Source organism: Streptomyces sp. NPDC044106, from assembly GCF_056433985.1.
In genome coordinates, this window is the sequence record NZ_JBWKFZ010000020.1 from 54616 (window position 1) to 72614 (window position 17999).

General features: G+C 71.9%; 15 protein-coding genes. 4 read left to right on the forward strand and 11 right to left on the reverse strand.

Features of this window, described 5'->3' with window-relative positions:
- Window positions 1-59 precede the first annotated feature (59 nt).
- The 7 genes from AC07DI_RS30755 to AC07DI_RS30785 form a co-directional block, all read right to left on the reverse strand.
- Window positions 60-1721 (reverse strand): FAD-dependent oxidoreductase, encoded by a 1662-nt coding sequence (locus tag AC07DI_RS30755; protein WP_478907511.1) that lies wholly within the window; start codon window positions 1719-1721, stop codon window positions 60-62.
- Between the two features lie 40 nt (window positions 1722-1761).
- Entirely contained in the window at window positions 1762-2676 is a 915-nt protein-coding gene (locus AC07DI_RS30760) for an AurF N-oxygenase family protein (protein ID WP_384254297.1), read from the reverse strand.
- A 163-nt stretch (window positions 2677-2839) separates the two neighbouring features.
- Window positions 2840-4039 (reverse strand): MFS transporter, encoded by a 1200-nt coding sequence (locus tag AC07DI_RS30765; protein ID WP_478907514.1) that lies wholly within the window; start codon window positions 4037-4039, stop codon window positions 2840-2842.
- Window positions 4017-4598, reverse strand: a complete 582-nt coding sequence (locus AC07DI_RS30770) for a GNAT family N-acetyltransferase (protein WP_478907516.1) — start codon at window positions 4596-4598, stop codon at window positions 4017-4019. The genes AC07DI_RS30765 and AC07DI_RS30770 overlap by 23 nt, the downstream gene beginning before the upstream one ends.
- A complete protein-coding gene (locus AC07DI_RS30775; protein ID WP_478907518.1) occupies window positions 4595-5791 on the reverse strand; it encodes a type III PLP-dependent enzyme in 1197 nt (398 codons plus the stop codon). The genes AC07DI_RS30770 and AC07DI_RS30775 overlap by 4 nt, the downstream gene beginning before the upstream one ends.
- Window positions 5788-7110 (reverse strand): DUF6271 family protein, encoded by a 1323-nt coding sequence (locus AC07DI_RS30780; protein ID WP_478907520.1) that lies wholly within the window; start codon window positions 7108-7110, stop codon window positions 5788-5790. The genes AC07DI_RS30775 and AC07DI_RS30780 overlap by 4 nt, the downstream gene beginning before the upstream one ends.
- Complete coding sequence (locus tag AC07DI_RS30785; RefSeq protein ID WP_478907522.1) at window positions 7092-8156, reverse strand: phytanoyl-CoA dioxygenase family protein; 1065 nt, start codon at window positions 8154-8156, stop codon at window positions 7092-7094. Before AC07DI_RS30785 ends, AC07DI_RS30780 begins: the two co-directional genes overlap by 19 nt.
- Before the next feature lie 270 nt (window positions 8157-8426).
- Between AC07DI_RS30785 and AC07DI_RS30790 the strand changes: the two genes are divergently transcribed.
- Window positions 8427-8852, forward strand: coding sequence for a hypothetical protein (locus tag AC07DI_RS30790; RefSeq protein WP_478907524.1), 426 nt, complete (start codon window positions 8427-8429; stop codon window positions 8850-8852).
- 34 nt (window positions 8853-8886) lie between these two features.
- On the opposite strand, the gene AC07DI_RS30795 is transcribed toward AC07DI_RS30790, so the two are convergent.
- Window positions 8887-9696, reverse strand: coding sequence for an SDR family NAD(P)-dependent oxidoreductase (locus AC07DI_RS30795; protein WP_478907526.1), 810 nt, complete (start codon window positions 9694-9696; stop codon window positions 8887-8889).
- A 99-nt stretch (window positions 9697-9795) separates the two neighbouring features.
- Window positions 9796-11274, reverse strand: coding sequence for an esterase (locus AC07DI_RS30800; protein ID WP_384254279.1), 1479 nt, complete (start codon window positions 11272-11274; stop codon window positions 9796-9798).
- 314 nt (window positions 11275-11588) lie between these two features.
- On the opposite strand from AC07DI_RS30800, the gene AC07DI_RS30805 reads away from it, so the two are divergent.
- A complete protein-coding gene (locus tag AC07DI_RS30805; RefSeq protein WP_478907528.1) occupies window positions 11589-13733 on the forward strand; it encodes a choice-of-anchor A family protein in 2145 nt (714 codons plus the stop codon).
- Window positions 13734-13767: 34 nt separating this feature from the next.
- On the opposite strand, the gene AC07DI_RS30810 is transcribed toward AC07DI_RS30805, so the two are convergent.
- A complete protein-coding gene (locus AC07DI_RS30810) occupies window positions 13768-14448 on the reverse strand; it encodes a L,D-transpeptidase (protein ID WP_478907530.1) in 681 nt (226 codons plus the stop codon).
- A 131-nt stretch (window positions 14449-14579) separates the two neighbouring features.
- On the opposite strand from AC07DI_RS30810, the gene AC07DI_RS30815 reads away from it, so the two are divergent.
- Both AC07DI_RS30815 and AC07DI_RS30820 read left to right on the forward strand, forming a co-directional pair.
- Complete coding sequence (locus tag AC07DI_RS30815) at window positions 14580-14972, forward strand: DUF779 domain-containing protein (RefSeq protein ID WP_478907532.1); 393 nt, start codon at window positions 14580-14582, stop codon at window positions 14970-14972.
- Between the two features lie 64 nt (window positions 14973-15036).
- Complete coding sequence (locus AC07DI_RS30820) at window positions 15037-16311, forward strand: phosphodiester glycosidase family protein (RefSeq protein WP_478907534.1); 1275 nt, start codon at window positions 15037-15039, stop codon at window positions 16309-16311.
- 46 nt (window positions 16312-16357) lie between these two features.
- Here the strand turns inward: AC07DI_RS30820 and AC07DI_RS30825 are convergent, their stop codons facing one another.
- Window positions 16358-17926 (reverse strand): hypothetical protein, encoded by a 1569-nt coding sequence (locus tag AC07DI_RS30825; protein WP_478907536.1) that lies wholly within the window; start codon window positions 17924-17926, stop codon window positions 16358-16360.
- Window positions 17927-17999 lie beyond the last annotated feature (73 nt).

Consider the following 17999-nt stretch of genomic DNA (forward strand, 5'->3'; position numbering starts at 1 on the left):
TCCCCACCATGACAGGCTCGTGAAGAGCCGGTGGGGGCACGCCTCTTTGCACCGGCGCGTCAGCGCAGCAGTCCGCTGCGCCCCGCGCGCGCCGTGGAGACGAGTTCGGCCACGGTGGCGAGCTTGACGCGTGGGCGCCCCGCGGCCCGGCCCCGGGTGACCTCGGCCCGCTCGATGGCGGCGAGGCCGCGCGCGTCGACCACTTGGCGGTTACGGCGCCGGGCGAGCCGGTGGAAGGCCTTCGTCGCGTGGAGCGGGGCCGGGAGCGTGCCCGCGACCGCGTCGGCAAGGAGCGTGGAGACCGTCTCGGCGGCGCAGGTGCGGTTGGCGCCGATGCCGCCGGTGGGGCCCCGCTTGATCCAGCCCACGACGTAGGTGCCCGGCAGTCCCGCGACCCGGCCGCCCTCGTGCGGCACGGTGCCGTCGGCCTCGTCGAAGGGCAGTCCTGCCACGGGCACGCCGCGGTAGCCGATCGCGCGGAGGAGGAGGCCCGCCGGGATCGTCCGCTCCCCCGTGGCCGCCGCCACCCGCACGCCCTCGACCCGTTCCTCGCCGAGGACTTCGACGGGCTCGCAGTAGAAGCGCAGCACGATCCTGCGGCCGGGCGCGGGCCGGTTCTCCCAGTCCGGCCGCGTGCGCGTGACACCTCGCAGGACCGCGGCCTTGCCCTGCGCGTCGGCGGTGTCGACGGCGGCGGCGACGCGCGGGTCGTGGTCGTCCACCGTCAGTTCCACGCCCGGCAGCTGCTTGAGGGCCAGCAGTTCGGACCTGGTGTACGCGGCGTCCTCGGGGCCGCGCCGGGCGAGCAGGACCACTTCGCGGACCTTGCTGTCGCGCAGGGCGCGAAGCGCGTGGTCGGCGATGTCGGTGCGGGCCAGGGTGTCGGGGTCGGCGAGCAGGATCCTGGCCACGTCGAGGGCCACGTTGCCGTTGCCGACGACGGCCACCCGCTCGGCCGACAGGTCGATGCCGTCCGGTGCCGCGTCCGGGTGGGCGTTGTACCAGGCGACGAACGCGCTCGCGGAGATGCTGCCGGGCAGCTCCTCCCCCGGTATCGACAGGCGGCGGCCCGCCGAGGCGCCCACCGCGTATATCACCGCGTCGTGATGGGCCGCCATCTCCTGCGCGCTGATGTCGGTGCCCACGTCCAGGCCCAGGTGCAGCCGGACCCTCGGGTGCGTGTGGAAGCGGGCGAACGTGTCGCCGACCTTCTTGGTCGCCGGGTGGTCGGGCGCCACGCCGTAGCGCACCAGGCCGCCGGCGACCGGCAGCCGGTCGATCAGGGTGACCTCGGCGCCGGTGTGCAGCAGCAGGTCCTGCACCGCGTACATCCCCGCGGGTCCTGTGCCGACGACGGCGACGTTCAGCGGCGGGAAGTCCGCGGGCAGGACGCGGGGGAAGGACGGCTCGCCCCAGGCGTGGAAGTTCGGCCCTTCCGGGGCGGGTTCGGGCGCCTCGGAGCCGGTGCCCCTGTCGTAGTACGCCGCGTTGATCTCGGCGTACTGCTGCTGCACCACGGGCAGACTGTCCGCCGGGAAGATCGCGTCGACGGGGCAGGCGTCGGCGCAGGCGCCGCAGCTGATGCACGTCGCGGGGTCGATGTGCAGCATCTCCGTGCTGCCGAACGCCCGCTCCTGCGGCGTGGGGTGGATGCAGTTGACCGGGCACACGGCGACGCAGGTGGCGTCGCTGCAGCAGGTCTGCGTGATGGCGTAGGTCATGTTCTTCGGCTCAGCTCGCTCGGGTCCGTCGGCTCTGGGATCAGATGAGGTTGGCGCGCTTGTAGAAGACCAGGGCCGGCTTGGTGAGCAGGCGGCACGAGGCGAGGAACTCCATGAGCCCCGAACAGCTCGACCGCATCATGGACTTGTGGTGCTCGTTGGCCTTCGCCTCGGCGAGCGCGCGCTCCCCGTCGAGTCCGGCGTTCGCGTACACCTCGCGGTTCACCATGCTGGTGACAATGACGTACGACGCGATGGCGATCACCAGGGCGTTGATCTCGCGGCGCACCCGTCCCGCGCCCGCGAGCCGCTTGCGCGTCTGGTCGCGGGCGAACTTCATGTGCCGCGACTCCTCGACGACATGGATGTTGTTGATGGTGCGGACGAAGGGCACCACCCGCTCGTCGCGCATCCAGTCGCGCTGCATGACGTCGAGGACCTCCTCGGCCACCAGGATCGCCGCGTACGCGGCCTCGCCGAAGGCGACCGACTTGAAGACCCTGCCAAGTTCGGTGGCGAACCGGCGCGGCCGGTAAGGGGGCGCGCCGAGCTTCTCGGCGCCGCGGGCGAACATGATGGAGTGGCGGCACTCCTCGGCGATCTCCGTGAGCGCCCACTGGACCTCGGTGCTCGTCGGGTCCTTGGCGTAGACGTCGCGCAGCACCATCTGCTGCAGGATCATCTCGAACCAGATGCCCGTACTGGCCACCGAGGCGGCCTCCTGCCGGGTCAGCTCCTTGCGCTGCTCCTCGGTCAGCTCCTGCCAGTAGGCGGTGCCGTAGAGCGTGCTCCACTCCGGGCTCGCGCCGTGGTAGCCCCGGTCCAGCGGCGTCTCCCAGTCGACCTCGGTGGCCGGGTCGTACGCCAGCACGGCGGCCGAGTCCAACAGCCGCCGGGCGACATCGCCCTCCGGTGAACTGCCCTGTGTGCTCGGCCGAACAGTGCTGCTTGCCATGCTGCGGCTCCTTGGCTTCAGACGTCCAGGCAGCGGGCACGGCGCCGCGTCGCACGGCAGGCCGCGGCCCCGTTGTTAGACGGAATGTATAACAAGGGGGTCGGGTGCGCCTACCCTCCGGTAAGTAACAGACCCGGGAGGGCCGTTCCGGGTGCCGCCGCCGTCAGCCGCTCGTCGCGGGCCACCGGATGCGGGTGCTGCACGCGGAGACGACCAGCGCCGACGCGGCGACGGCGGCCAGGCCCCACACCAGGCTGCTCGCATGCGCGATGAAGCCGATGAGCGGCGGCCCGGCGAGCAGGCCCGTGGTGCCCATGGCGGCGACCAGCGTCAACGAGTCCGAACCCTGCCCGGCCGCCGCCACGTAGACGCACGGAGTGACGGCCGCGATGCCGAGACCGACACAGGCGAAGCCGAGCAGCGCGGGCACCAGGCCGCCGCTGAGCAGGGCGAGGGCCAGGCCCGCTCCGGCCAGCACGCTGCCGACCAGGACGATCCGGCCGTCGCCCCAGCGGCTGCGCCAGCCGTCGGCGAAGAGGCGGGCGACGACCATCATTCCCGAGACGACGGCGATGCCGAGGGGCGCCAGTTCGGCGGAGGCGTCGGCGACGTCCTTCAGGTAGAGGGCCGACCAGTCGTTCATGGCGCCTTCGGTCACGGTGCCGAACGCCATGGCGACGCACATCCACAGCGTCATGCTGGACGGCAGGACCCAGCTCCTCTTCTTCGCGGGCTTCGCCCCCTGCCCTGCCGTGACGTCCGCCGCCTCCGCCTCCTCGGCGGCGGGCTCGTGCTCCGGCAGGAGACCGGTCCGGGCGTACGCCACCAGCAGGAGCAGCAGCAGCGCTGCCGCCGCGAAGTGCACGGCCACCGTCGAGGTCACCGCGTTCATGCCGGAGGCGAGCAGCGCTGCGAGCAGCGAACCTCCGCTGAACGTCGCGTGCAGCCGGGCCATGGCGTTGCGCTCGTACCGGCTCTCCAGCGCGGCGCCCTGCGCGTTCATGGCGACGTTGAGACAGCCGACGAGGACGCCGTCGACGCACATGACCAGCAGGGCCACAGGGTAGTTGGGCGCCGCGGCCAGGGCCAGGAGCAGCAGCGCCAGACAGAGCGCCGAAAGCAGCGCGAGGCGCTGCGAGCCGAGGCGCCGCATCAGGACCGCCACCACGGGGAACGACACGGCCGCGCCGATGCCGGCGGCCATCAGGAGCACGCCGACCTCCGCCGCGGACAGATCGAGGTCCGACTTGATGGCGGGGATCCGCGAGGCCCAGGTGGCGTACTGGAAGCCGAGCGAACAGAACAGCGCTGCGATCGCCAACTGGCCGCGATGGAAAGGATCACGCACGCGGAGCACCCGCATCAGCCCACTTCTCTGGTTCTGCGGCCGGTACGGTCGCCGGTCGTGTGGTTCTTGTCGTCGACGGGCCCGTGGTGCGCGACATGTAGACGGCCGTCGGGCCGTAGCCGGTCGGTGGCGGGCCCGGGTGTGCGGTGAAGCCGCGGCCGGACCAGAACGTCTCACTGCCGCCCACGGCGACGAGGGAGATCTGCTCGTACGCGTGCGCGCGGGCCGTCGCCATGAGGTGGCGCAGGAGGTGCCGGGCGAGACCCCGGTGCCGCAGGTGTTCCGCGACGACGATGTCGTGCAGGTGCAGGTTGCGCGAGGGGAGCGTCGTCCCGCGCTCGGGCCCGTCGAGTTCCGGGTACGCGGACTCCGGGTAGGGCAGGGCCAGCAGGTAGCCCGCCAGCTGCCGTCCGAGGTCCAGCGCGAAGCAGGTTCCGGGTGACGCGTCGGCCCGGGACTCCAGCGCTTCCCGCCCCTCGGAGAGGCCGAGGGGCGCGTAGGCGCGGGACTCCAGTTCCACGATGCCGGGCCAGTCGCCGTCGGCGATGCGGCGTATGCGTACGACCTCGCTCATGCCGCCTCGCCGTCGATCCAGGTGTACGGGAGCGGGCTGAAGCCGTTGAAGCCCTGCGTCATGTAGCTGGTCGCGTACGCGCCGCAGGACATCACCCAGACCGGGTCGCCCGAGGCGAGCGCCTTGGGCACCGGCACCAGGCCGTCCTCGTGCGAGTAGGCGTCGTCGCTGTCGCAGGTGGGCCCGGCGACCACGGCGGGGACGGACTCGGCGTCGCGGTGCGAGGGGAAGACAAGCCGGTACTGGAGCTGGTCCATCTCGTAGAGACCGTTGAACTTGCCGCAGCTGAGGTACAGCCAGTACTGGTGCTCGCCGTCCGGCCTGCGGCGCGCCGAGAGCCGGGAGACGTGGGCGCGGATGGCGCCGTGGTCGGCGATGAGGTAGCGGCCCGGCTCGATGATGAAGCGCAGGTCGTGCCCGGGGAGGGCGCTCAGACGTGCCATGCCCTCGCGGATGACGGTGAAGATCTTGTCCATCGGCGGTTCGAGGGTTCTGCCGTGCTTGTCGCGGTATCCGAGCGCGGGCAGGCCCCCGCCGAGGTTGACGTGGTCGAGGGCGATGCCACGGCCCGCGAGGGCGGTCAGGACGTCGGCGATGCGGTCGAACGCGCCGTTCCAGGCGTCGGCGGTCATCTGCTGCGACCCGACGTGCACGGAGAGGCCGGCGGGCGTGAGTCCCAGGTCGCGTGCCGTCTCCAGGATCGCGAGGGCGTCCTCGGGCGAGCAGCCGTACTTGTTGCTGAGGCCCCAGAGCGCGCCCTCGCCGGTGGTGGCGAGGCGGCAGAACACCCGGCTGCCCGGGGCGTGTTCCGCGACCGCCCGTACGTCCTCCAGGCTGTCGGTGGCGAAGTCCCTGATGCCGAGCCGGAACGCGTCGGCGATGTTCCGGTCGGACTTGACGGTGTTGCCGTAGTGCACCCGCCCGATGGGTACGCCCGCCCGCAGTGCCTGCTGCACCTCGATGGGGCTCGCCGCGTCGACGCCGGAGCCGCGCCGGGCGAGGAGGGCGAGTACCTCGTCGACGGGGCAGGCCTTCATGGCGAAGCGGACGGCGACTCCGGGGAGTTCGCGCACCAGCGTGTCGTACCCCTCCTCGATGCCGGGGAGGTCGAAGACGATCTGGTCCTCGGCGGCGGCCGCGAGGGCGTCCAGGAGCGAGGCGCTGTCGGGCTCGTACGTCGTCGTGGCGCTCACGCGGGGCCTCCCGTCGCCGGGAGCGGGCCGATGTCCCTGGCTGCGCGCATCAGGGGCTGCCATGCCTCGGTCAGCAGGGCGAAGTCCTCGATGTCGCCGCGTGCCTCGTCGAGGAGGCGTTCGCGGTGCGCGGCCAGGTGGTCGGCGACGGCCGTGTACCGCCCGCCGAGCTTGCGGTGGGCGGCGTCGAGGCAGTCGAGGCGCCGGACGTTCTCCGCCTGGTCGAGCGTGGTGCTCCGCCGGGCGAACTCGGCGATGACGGACGGGCGCACGTGGCCCTCGTCGTCGAGCAGGTCCTCGCCGGCCTCGGCCATGCGGTCGTATATGTGGTTGAAGTAGAGCATCGACAGGAGGAACTTCGCGTAGCGCGTCTGGTACGCGAGGAAGCCGGCGTCGGTCCTGCGCTCCCCGGTGTAGTAGTTGACGATGTTCCGGTTGTGCAGGACACCGGGCAGCGCGGCGTCGTGGACCAGGTGGATGAGGAAGTAGTCGCTGCCGATGGTGTCGGTCGCGGGCGGCAGCGGCACGCGTTCGTGCACGTCGTGGAAGCTGATGTTGCACATGTCGACGCGCATCGGGTCGACGAGGCCGAGGAGTGCGTGGTCGCGCTCGAACGGGTCGGTGCCCGCGCCCCGGAAGGAGTCGTCGACCAGCGCCCGCTTCTCGGCGTCGGACCAGTGCTCGGGCGCCCAGAGGCTGACCACGTCGTGGTAGACGTCGGGGTCGATGCGCTGGATCTCGCCGATGTCCACGGAGAGTTCCCCGACGAAGGAGCTGCCCACCATCGCCACGCGCCGGTCGGCGTGGCGCGGTTCGAGAGCGCTCTCCGTGACGCCGTGCGCCGCCTCCCGCGCGGGCTTGCCGAGCGACATGAGCTCGTGGTGCACCGGGAAGACGGGCTCGCCGTCGACGCTCTGGTAGCGGCTGTCGGAGTCCCTGCGGTGCACGGACTCGCAGCCCAGGGCGGCGGCGATGAGGAAGGCGCGGTTGGTGCAGGCGCCGTAGGAGAGGCGGCGGTCCGGGAGCATCAGGTCGAGCATCAGCTCGGGCTTGGCCACCTCGGCCCGGTCGATCACGGCGCGCAGGAAGTCGCGCTGCGCCGCCTCGTCGAGGTGGTGCACGACGACGTGCGGTACGTCGGGCAGTGCGGCGACGACCCGGGTGTGGTCGGCGAACGTGGCGGTGTCGGATGAGTCCAGGATCAGCAGGTGCGCCTCGACGTCGAAGTGCTCGGCCGCGTACGCCGCTTCCCCGCCGATCGCGGCGATGGTCTCGGGGCAGGCCCGGTTGGTGGGGAGCGTCAGGCAGATTCGGCGCATGCGGCTTCCCCGATCGACTGGTCGGGGTACCGGCCGTGCCAGGACTTGAGGCCGAGCAGCTTGGCGCCCAGGTCGTTGAGCGCGGCCGTGCCGTAGCGCAGGGACTCGTGCTTGTGGGCGTCGCCGAGGAGGGTGGCGTTCCAGTCCGGCGTGCTCAGGTTGGACCAGGAGTCCACGCGGGAGCGGCGCAGTTCCTCGTGGGTTTCGAGGGCGGGCATCATCGAGAGGTACTGGACCGCGCGGACGCCGTTCTCGGAGGTGTTGGGGGCCACGCCGTGCGCCAGCAGGCCGTTCCAGATCAGCAGGTCACCGGCCTCCAGCTCCGGCCGGACCACGGGCATCTTCTCCCGGTCGATGGCCGGGCGGATGGGGTCGCGGCCGTCCGGCTGGAGGGCCTTCCACCGGTCGAACTGACGGAACAGCTCGGGGCAGCACTGGAAGCCGCCGTGGTCCTCCCTGGTGTCGTCGAGGGCGATGATGCCCTGGACTCGCTGGGGCAGCACCCCGAGGGTGGTGTCGACGTCCCAGTGCAGGTTGATGTCGAACCCGCGCTCCGTGGGCGCGATCAGCGAGCGGGAGCGGTTCTTGACGTTGGGCGGGTTGAGGTTGAGCCGGTCGAGGGTCACCCAGAGCTCTTCGCAGTCCCATACGTCCACGAACGCGTCGTAGACCCGCTGCGTCTGGCGGCTGTCCCAGATGAGCTGGTGGTGGTAGGCCTCGACGAAGCCGTAGATGTGCAGCTCGCGGTCGAGGTCCGAGCGGAACTCGCGCTCCTCGTACCAGGTGTCCGGGCGGCCCCGGTCAAGACCCTGGAACTCCCAGGCGAAGTCGAGCAGGTTCTTCGCGGCTTCGGCGGGGATCGCCTGCTTCACGACGATGTAGCCGTACGTCTGCCAGAAGGCGAAGTCCTCCTCGCTGAGGACGCGCAGGGGCCGCCTCTTGTCGAGGTCGCGCAGCTGCGTCTGCGCCAGGTAGGTGTCGCCGTCCGAGCTGAAGTAGGGGACGTCGGAGGGGGCGCGATGCAGATAGCTCTCGCTCGCTGGCATGTGGTGCTCCAAGGTTCGGTTCTGTCGTCCGGCGGCAGGACTCCACGCCGGGTCGGCCGGGCCTGGTCGGGCCCGCCGGGGCAGCGCGTTCACACCCGCCCCCTGTCGAACTTGCGTACCACCAAAATGGACTAGACCAACTAGCCCTGTCAACAATTGAATTGGGCGCCTTGGTGGAGAAAAGAAGGACATTTACCCCCAGTTCACGCGCCCGCCATATGAGGATTCGGCAAAGATCCCGCGTCTCAACTACGGGCTACTGAGCGGTAGTTGGCCCGGACCAACGAAAAGGACACGCCTCCGGACGCATTGACGCCGCGCGGCTCCCGGCTCAGGGTGTCGGGCACTTCGAGAGGCACCTTCGGCACACCGGTCTCCCTCGACGGCCGGTTCTGGGTGAGCGGGCGGCACGAGGGCCGCGCCGGGCTGCTGCGCGGCGACGGCAGGACCTGGCGCTGGTGCAGGCCGCTGCCGGACGCGGCCGCGCGGACGCCGGATGGTGTCCATGGGACACCGGGCGGCGAGGTGTGGGTGTTCAGCGACATCATCGCCCGCTGGGACGGCGCCACCTGGATCAGCGAGCGCGGCCCCGAGGCGCCCACCGCCTGTCCGCCGGAAGCCGTCGCCCGGCTCCCCGGGAACGGATGGCGGCTACTGGTCGGTGGGCACGACCTCCTTCTCAGAGCCTGTCTTTGAACCCACCGGCCCAGCTGCGCGTGGGGCAGTTCGGTCAGCCGCGGGGCGCGATGCCGTAGTCGAACGCGACCGTCCCCGGGTCGATCGCCGTCACACCGCCGTCGACGGTCAGCGTCGCGCCGTTGACGAACGACGCGGCGGGCGACAGCAGCCAGGCGATCGCCTCGGCGACCTCCTCCGGCCGGCCCGGCCGCCCGGCCGGGATCAGCCGCGTCGCCTCGTCGTACGCCGCCTCGGCGCCGCCGTCGCCGAGGGCGGCCTCCTCGGCGAACCGGGTCATCCGCCGGTCCGCCATCTCGGTCCGCACCCAGCTGGGACAGACGGTGTTGGCGCGCAGACCGGCCTTCCCGTAGTCGACGGCGACGGACCGGCACAGCTGGAGGAGCGCCGCCTTGGAGGTGGCGTACGCGGCGTTGGCCACGCCGTTGCGCAGGGCGGCGACCGAGGCGACCGCCACGACCGAGCCGCGCGTCTTCAGGAGGTGCGGCAGCGCGGCGCGCAACAGCAGGAAGGGACCGGTGAGGTTGGTGCGCAGCACCAGGTCCCAGACCTCGTCGGAGATGTCGCCGACCGCCCCGCTGCGCCCGACCCCGGCGTTGAGGACGAGCCCGTCGACGCGGCCGTAAGCCTCGACGGCCGCTGCCACGAGCCCGGTGACCGCCTCGGGGTCGGCCGCGTCGGCGGGGTGCGCCAACGCGCCGGTCTCCTCGGCGATCCTGCGCAGCGGTGCGGGGCGGCGTCCCGAGATCACCACGGAGTGCCCGGCCGCACGCAGTTGCCGTGCGGTGGCGGCCCCGATGCCGGTTCCGCCACCCGTGACGATGACAACTCGGCCCTCTGTCATGCCTGTTCAGCCTCCGGACGCAGTCGTGAGCAGATGTCCGCGATGATACGGAGCCGCCCGCTCGCGACCGCACCCGGATGCCGGGCCCTCAGAGCCCGGTCACTCGTCGATCGCCGCGCCGAACGCCGACCCCGTGGCCGGCGCTCCCAGGGATCCCGCCCCGTACGTCCAGGACCCGGCGCCGGTGACGCCGCCCGGACCCGCGGAGAGGACCCACACCACGCCGTCCCCGGCGTTCTCGCCGGGCGCCGCCGCGAGGAGACCGAAGCGGCCGTCGCGGTTCGGGTCGGCGAGCCGCACCTGCCCGCCCCACTTGTCACCCTTCTCGGACGCTCCCGGGATGTCCGTGTCGTCCTGGTCCCACGACTTGGCGCCGGTGGCCGTCATCCCGTTCTGCGAACCGTTCAGGACCCACACCGCGCCCGCGTCGGCGACCGTGCCGATGTCCTCGCCGGGCGCGCCGATCGCGACGTCCGCGTAGCCGTCGCCGTTGGTGTCGGCCACGGACAGGTCCGCGCCCCAGCCGTCACCGCGCTCGGCGGTGCCGGGCACGCCCGCGGAGTCCTGCGTCCACCACTTGGCCTCCTCCAGGAGGCCGTCCGCGGTGCCGTAGCGCACGCCGACCACACCGCCGGTCATGGTCGCGCCACCGTCGTCCGGCGAGGCGGGCTCACCGGTGACCAGGTCGTCGTAGCCGTCGTGGTTGATGTCCCCGGAGGCCGACGCCGGGCCCCCGCGCAGGTCGTTCTTGTACGTGAGGCCGTCGGCGCCGCCCGCGAACTGCACGGACCAGCCGTGGCCGGGCTCCTGCCCCTCGGTCACACCGGAGGCGACCAGGTCGGCGAAGCCGTCGTTGTTGTAGTCGCCGGTGGTCAGCGCCTTGGCCACGATCGAGCTCGCGGCGGCCGACCTGCCGAGCCGCTCGGTGCCCTGACGGTGCAGCGGCGCCCGCTCGCGGGCCGGCGGCGCGGGCTCGTAGGCGAACAGCTCGATGTTGTCGCGGTCCAGTACGGCGAGTTCGTCGCCCGGGGTGACGCCGGAGAGGCGCGCGGCGGCGAGACCCACCCCGAACTGCGAGCCCTTGGTGGGTTGCGCGGTCTGCAGCCAGTCGCTGGCCGCACCGGTGAGCCCCGTCCTCGAACCCCAGAGGATGGCGACGCCGCCCGCGTCGGCCTGGTCCCCGAGGTCCTCGCCGGGGATGCCGATGATCGCGTCGTCGTAGCCGTCGCCGTCCAGGTCGCCGGTGGCGACGGCCTTGCCGAAGTTGTCGCCCGCCTCCGCGGCGCCGGAGACGCCGCCCGTCGACTGGCTGAACCGGGCGACGTTCGTGGTGCCGATGCCTCCGGTCGAGCCGTACTGGACGGTGACGAGCCCCGCGCCCTTGGCGCCGCTCACCGTCGCGCCCGGGGCGCCGACCAGGATGTCCTCGTACCCGTCGCCGTTGAAGTCGCTGTTGCGGTCGTCGGCGTGCGTACCCCCAGGGGTGCCGGCGAGAGCGGAGGGGGCGGTGGCGATGCCGGCCCCGGTCAGCAGGAGGAACGAGGCCGCCGCGAGGGCGGCCGAACGGTTCTTGCGCACGTGCGGCTCCTTGAAAGGAAGGTGGCCGGGCAAGCGCGGGGGGTGTCCGGAAAGGGCCCGTTCCTTGTCCGGCGTCCTGTTCGACACGGGATGGGGCGTCAGGGTTGTACGCCGGTCCTGAAGTAGTGGTCCGTGGCTCCGGTCCGGCGGGCCCGAAGCAGACCGGAAGCGGTGCGTCCGGCGCACACCGTTCACCGGCACTCGTCCTTTGCAGTGCTCTTCGGATGCGGCAGCGGATCGGTTGAGGGGCCCGGGACGTCGCTCGTGCGAGCCTCCTCCACGTCGCTTTGACCAAGTGAGGAGCTGATCTGCACGTGAGTTTCCCTTCCGTCATCCAGTCCGGGATGAGGTACCTCTGCCTCCTCGGCATGGTGGCGGGCAGCGGTCTCCCGGCCGTGCCCGCCGCCGCGCACTCCTCTCCCGGGTCGGGGCCCGCCCAGGCCGTGCCCGCCGCCGCCGCGAAGCCGCTGCCCGGCGGGCTCGGCCCGTGCGTGCCCGGCAACTGCCCCGACGGCGACTACCCACCCATCCACAACGGCGCCATCAGGTACCGCGACAACGGCATCAACGTCTACGTCGGCGAGGACTTCCTCGTCCGCGAGCGGGCCGCGGAGGCCGAGGGCCGCGTGGTGGTCCTCGGCGACTTCGACCAGGACAAGGCGGCCGGCTTCAGCAGCGTCTACAACATCGGCGAGGCCGGCGTCGGCTCGCGCGTGGCGCCGCCCGTGGGCTCGGACTGGCTCACCACGGGCGGCGACGTCACGGTCGCGAGCGGCGAGCGGCTGCTCGCCGAGGGCGGTGTGGTGCGCCACGCCGGTGACACCTCCGGCAGGATCCTCGCCACCCTGCGCAAGGACCGCGAGGCCGCAGAGCCGTACATCCCGCTCCGGGACGAGCTGACGGCCGCCAGCCGGTGCTACGCGCACCCCGACGGCGACCTCCGCGAGGCCACCGGAACGGCGAGGCACTCGGGCGGCGAGACCCTGTTCCGCGGCGACAACAGCTCCCGGCTGCAGGTCTTCAACGTGGACTTCGACCTGATGAGCGCGAGCGGCGGCCAGGAGGGCATCCGCTTCGAGGGTATCCCGGACGGCGCCACGATCCTGGTCAACGTCCTCGGTACGAAGCGCACCATCAGCACCTACAGCGGCACCATCGACGACAGCAGCCGGTTCAACCAGCTGCGCAGCCGCCTGCTGTGGAACTTCCCCGACGCCACGTCGGTGGAGTTCAAGGGAACCGGCCAGTTCCAGGGGAGCGTCCTGGTCGGCGAACAGAGGTCGCGGACCACGGTCAGCGTGCCGGGCATGAACGGCCGCCTCTTCACCACGGGATCGCTCCTCCACACCAGCGCCGCGTCGGGCGGCGGTGGCCAGGAGATCCACAACTACCCCTTCCTCGGCGACCTGCCCGACTGCGACACCACGCCCACGACCGGGCAGGTGAAGATCGTCAAGACCGACGGGGACAGCGGAGACCCGCTCGCGGGCGCGGAGTTCGAGCTGTGGGAGGAGACCAACGACGTCGAAGGACTCCAGACGAGCGGCGACGACCCGGACGAAAGGGTCGGCAGCCCCTGCACCACCGGGGCGCCCGGCGAATGCGTCCAGACCGTGCCGCTCGGCACGTACTACTGGCGCGAGACGAAAGCCCCGAGCGGCTACGAACGGCCCTCGCCGAACGTCTTCGGACCGCTGGAGCTGACCGAGGCCAACGCCGACGACGGCGTGACGGTGACCGCCACCAACCACAAGAAGAAGCCGGACGTCGTCAAGGGCGACGTCACCGTCGTCAAGAAGGACAAGGAGACGGGCAGGGCCCTGCCCGGCGCCGTCTTCCAGCTGTGGCGCGAGACCAACGGCAGGGCCGGGCTCCAGCAGAGCGGTTCGGACCCCGACACCGAGACGGGTGAGCCCTGCACCACGAGCACCACGGGTACGTGCCGCAAGCACGTCGCCACCGGGACGTACTACTGGGTCGAGACGAAGGCCCCCGGCGGCTACGAGCTTGCGGACCCCGCGGTCTTCGGCCCCCTCCGCCTCACGGGCGCCAACGCCTCGGCCGGAGTCTCCGTGGAGGCGCTGAACAGCAGGCACGAGCAGCCCGGCGAGCTCGGTGGGATCACCGTCGTCAAGAAGGACAAGAAGACCGGCAAGGCGCTGCCCGGCGCCGTCTTCCAGCTGTGGCGCGAGACCAACGGCAGGGCCGGGCTCCAGTCGTCCGGCACGGGCCGGGACACGCTCGTCGACAGGGGCTGCGCCACGGACGGCCGCGGCCGGTGCGAGTTCCAGGGCCTCGACCTCGGCTCGTACTACCTCAAGGAGACCGACGTGCCCGACGGCTACGCCCGGCCGAAGCGGCCGGTCAGCGGCCCGCACGAGGTCACGGCCGCCAACGCCGCCAAGGGCGTCACGGTGATGCTGACCAACGAGCGCGGCGGAGGCAAGAAGGGGAAGTGAGCGCCGCTCGGGCGCGCGGCGGGTACGGGCGGCGTCAGTCGCCCGTACCCGGCTTCGTTCCCCAGAGGTAGAGGCGGTCGCCCTCAAGCAGCAGGTCGTACAGCCGCTTGGCGTCGCCCAGGGCCAGATTGACGCAGCCGCCGGAGCCGGAGGAGAACAGGTCCGAGCGGGTGCCGTGCAGGGCCTGCCCGCCGTTGAAGAACTGCGCGTAGGGCATGGCGACGTGATAGATCGTCGAGTAGTGGTCGCGGCTCTTCCAGTAGACCCGCTGCCAGCCCTTGCGGGTCTCCAGGCCGTCCCTGCCGCTGCGGATCGGCACCGGGTCGAAGACCAGTCCGCGTCCGCTCTGCACCCACAGGACCTGCCGGGTCAGGTCCACGCACGTGATCCGGTACGGCCTGACGGGGCAGTCGCGCCGCGCCGCCGGGTCCCGCCGGACGCGGTCGGCGACGACCAGGCGGTACGTCCGCAGGGTCGCCCTGCCGTCCGCGGGGCGGATGCCGAGCCGCCGCTGCAGCCGCCGGATCGCCTCGCAGTCGGCGGTGGACTGTCGCCCGTCGACCGGCAGCCGGAGCTCACGCTCCAGCTCCCGCTGGTAGGGGGCGGTGCCCGCGCGACACGCCGGTTCGGCCGGAGGAGTGGCGGCGGCCGGCGGCGCGTACGACGCGGGAACGGCCAGGGTCAGGGCGGCGATCGACGAGAGGAGCCAGCGCATCCCACCAGCTTGGCCGCTGCGCCGCCGCACTCGCGGCGACACGACCCGACCATCGCACGATTGGTCCATCCGGGGGCTCGCGCACCTTTGCCGCAACGCTGTTGCAACGTGCCGGAGGAAATGGTGGTCCCATGGACCGTCATGAGACGAAGGACACCGGGGGCGACGCCCCACGGGTGGAGCTCACTCCCGCAGCCGCCCGGCTCGTACGCCGGCTACGGGAGGCCCATGGACCGTTGATGTTCCATCAGTCCGGGGGCTGCTGCGACGGCAGCGCCCCCATGTGCTTTTTGGAGGGCGAGTTCCGCACCGGTGCCTCGGACGTGTGCCTCGCGTCGCTGACGGTCGAGGGGGTGGCCGAGCCCGTCGCGTTCTGGATGTCCAGGAGCCAGTACGAGCTGTGGAGCCACACCCGGCTGATCGTGGACGTCGTGCCGGGGCGCGGCAGCGGCTTCTCGCTGGAGGCTCCGGAGGGCGTACGTTTCCTCATCCGTTCCCGGCTGGTCACGACCGGGCCGTCATGACTTGGTGAACTCCGTTGACCACTGGGAGAGTTGGTTCGCTGTTCGGTCGACAACAGGGGGTCCTGTGACACATCGGAAGCAACGCGGTGGCCGGTTCAGAACGGCCCTGACCTTCATCACGACGCTCGGCACGCTGGCCGGTGCGGCTCTCCTGGGAGCGGCGCCGGCCGGTGGCGCTGTCGGGGCCGGGGAGCGGGCGGGGGGACGGATCGCGCCGGGCGTGGAGTACCGGTACTTCGACATCCCCGCCTCGCACGGTACGGCCCGCGCCCATGTCCTCGACGTGGACCTGCGCAATCCGCGCACGCGCGTCGGACTGCTCCACCCGGGCAAGGTCGCCGCGCGCGCACCCGTCTCCGCGCTGGCGGACGGGGCCGGCGCGGTCGGCGGCATCAACGGCGACTTCTTCAACATCAGCGAGGGCCAGCACCCGGGCGTCGAGGCGACCGGCGCGCCCGTGGGCCCGGCGGTCGCCGAAGGCCGCGCGCTGAAGGCCGCGGTGCCGGACGGCCAGCGCTTCGGTCCCGCGATGCCGCAGGGCGTGACCACCAAGGCGGTCCTCGGCGTGGGGTACGACCGCAGGGCGCGCCTGGGCGACCTCGCCCTGGACGGGCAGGTCCGCACCAAGGAGGCCCGTTTCCCGCTCGGCGGCCTCAACCAGTACGCGCTGCCCGTAGGCTCGGTCGGGGCCTTCACCAGCGACTGGGGTGAGGTGTCGCGGGTGCGCGCGACCTGCGGCACCGACACCAGCCGGGGCGCGCCGTGCAGCGCGGACACCCACGAGGTGACGGTCCGCGGCGGCCGGGTCGTGGCCTCCGCCGACACGCCGGGCAGCGGCCCCATCGCCCGTGGCAGCACGGTCCTCGTCGGACGTGAGGCGGGCGCGCAGCAGCTGCGCAAGCTGTCGGCGGGCGACCGGGTGCGGGTCGGGCACCGCCTGGTGGCGACCGGGTCGCACGTGCCGTTCCGCTTCGCGATCGGCGGCTTTCCCGTGCTGCGGGACGGCGAGCCGCTGACCGGCCTCGACCCCACGACGTCGGCGGTGCGGACCGCGGCGGGCATCTCCGGGGACGGCCGCCGTCTGCTGCTGCTGTCGCTCGACGGCTCACCCCGGTTCCGCACCGGCCTGACGATGGCCGAAGTGGCCGACACGCTGCGAGAGTTGGGGGCGACGGACGGCTTCAGCCTCGACGGTGGCGGCTCCTCCACCCTGGTCTCCGCCACCTCGACCCTGGTCGCGCGGGCGCCGGGCGCCGACGCCGTGACGGTGCGCAACAACCCCAGCGGCGGGGCGGAGCGTCCGGTGCCGAACGGCATCGGCGTGTTCTCCCGGAACTGACCCGGCATGGCTGAACCTTCACGGCCGAACCTTCACGGCTGCGTCGCTACTTCGTGTCGCGCACCGCGACGAGGCCGTTGAACGCGCCGACGTAAGCCGTCCCGTCGGGCCCCAGCGTCACCGGGGCCCAGTTGTTGTCGTAGGCGATGCCCGTACCGGCGAGCTGCTTCCACCGCGTCCCGCCGGTGCGGAAATCGACCGCGGTGAGGCACCAGGCGTCGATGCCGAGGCTGTTGGGCTCCTTCGTGTAGAAGTACAGGAGACCGTTGGCGGTGGAGAGTTTGGGTACGGTGGACGGGGCGCGCACGCCGCTCTCCCAGGTCGTGTCGCAGCCGCTGCCGTCCTCGCGCACGTCGATCCTGCTGACACCGCCGACGACGCTGCGCCCGAAGGTGAGCGAGGTGATGTTCTCGTAGCCGTAGTTGTTCTCGACGACGAGGCTGTCGCCCCAGGTGATCAGCGAGTTGTCGGTGGTGGAGGCGCCGGAGCCGAAGACCGGGACCTTGCAGAGAAGCCGCTCGTCGTCGGGCACGCCGGCGCCGCGCCGGTAGACGAGGACGTTCATGCGGTCGTCGGCGTTGTCGGTGATCGCCACATAGTCGTCGTGTTCGCCGAAGAGGTCGGGCGTAGTGCCTGAACCCTGGTTGACCGAGCCGGGCTTGGTGCCGGTGCCGCGGTCGTACGTCTGGCGCCAGAGAACCTTCGGCGTGCCGTCAGCCGTGGCCCGGAAGCTGTAGAGGGCGTGGTCGGAGACGATCGACACGCCGTCCTCGGCGACGGAGAACGAGTTCTGGATCTCCTCGCCGTCGAGCCGGACGGAGCGGATGTCACCGGACTTCGGGTCGACGGTGCCGACGCGGCCCTGCCGGGTCACCCACCAGATGCGGCCCTCCCAGTCGGGCATGACGGAGGTGACCGGGTCGCACTGCCCGCTCGGGTAGAGGTTCGTCCAGCTGACGCAGTCGTGCGGGACGTGCGCCGTGAGGTCCCACTCCTTGTCGACGACGAAGCGCCAGCCGCCGTCCGCCGCTCGCTCGTGCGCGAGCCGCACGATGTGCTGGCGGGAGTCGGCGAGGACGAGCCGGTCCTCGTTGTCGAGGTAGGAGTAGGCGCCGCCGGACGTGTCCTTGAAGATCCTGGAGAAGTCGAGCCGGGTGATGGCCTCGATGGTCGAGGGCCGCTGCGGCAGCTTGTACTCGGCGAGCGTGTCCAGTGTCCTCGGGTCGAGCAGCTTGACCAGGAAACCCGTGAAGGTGCCGCAGACGGTGACGATGCGCCCGTCGCGGTCGAAGGTGACGGTGGCGCACTCGCCGCCCAGCGCCGCCATCTTCTCGCTGTCGACCGCGGGCCGCTTCCCGAGCGGCCCGCTCCAGGGGTACGTTCCGCTGCCGGCCGCGTCGGCGTGCATGCCGCTGCGGCCGTTGGCGGCGAGGTACGGGTGCTGGGGCGGCGGGGTGCCGGGCAGTGGGCGGGCTTCGGCGGGCGCACCCTCGTAACTCTCGACGAGCCGGTGCCCAGGGGCCTTGGGGATCTCGTCGGCGTACGCGGGGAACGCGAGGGAGACCGTTAGGGCCAGGGCGCTGGCGGGCACGAGGCGGCGCAGTCTGCTGGTCATGCGCCGAAGCTAGAGCGGTCCGCTTGAAGTGTCCATGAAACAGCGTCAGTTGTTCATGAGACCGCAAAGGAGG

Coding starts and splice junctions, on each gene's coding strand:
- AC07DI_RS30770 (WP_478907516.1), bottom strand. CDS start 4,598: ATGAGCGAGGTCGTACGCATACGCCGCATCGCCGACGGCGACTGGCCC.
- AC07DI_RS30755 (WP_478907511.1), bottom strand. CDS start 1,721: ATGACCTACGCCATCACGCAGACCTGCTGCAGCGACGCCACCTGCGTC.
- AC07DI_RS30815 (WP_478907532.1), top strand. CDS start 14,580: ATGGACCGTCATGAGACGAAGGACACCGGGGGCGACGCCCCACGGGTG.
- AC07DI_RS30795 (WP_478907526.1), bottom strand. CDS start 9,696: ATGACAGAGGGCCGAGTTGTCATCGTCACGGGTGGCGGAACCGGCATC.
- AC07DI_RS30810 (WP_478907530.1), bottom strand. CDS start 14,448: ATGCGCTGGCTCCTCTCGTCGATCGCCGCCCTGACCCTGGCCGTTCCC.
- AC07DI_RS30765 (WP_478907514.1), bottom strand. CDS start 4,039: ATGCGGGTGCTCCGCGTGCGTGATCCTTTCCATCGCGGCCAGTTGGCG.
- AC07DI_RS30825 (WP_478907536.1), bottom strand. CDS start 17,926: ATGACCAGCAGACTGCGCCGCCTCGTGCCCGCCAGCGCCCTGGCCCTA.
- AC07DI_RS30780 (WP_478907520.1), bottom strand. CDS start 7,110: ATGCGCCGAATCTGCCTGACGCTCCCCACCAACCGGGCCTGCCCCGAG.
- AC07DI_RS30785 (WP_478907522.1), bottom strand. CDS start 8,156: ATGCCAGCGAGCGAGAGCTATCTGCATCGCGCCCCCTCCGACGTCCCC.
- AC07DI_RS30760 (WP_384254297.1), bottom strand. CDS start 2,676: ATGGCAAGCAGCACTGTTCGGCCGAGCACACAGGGCAGTTCACCGGAG.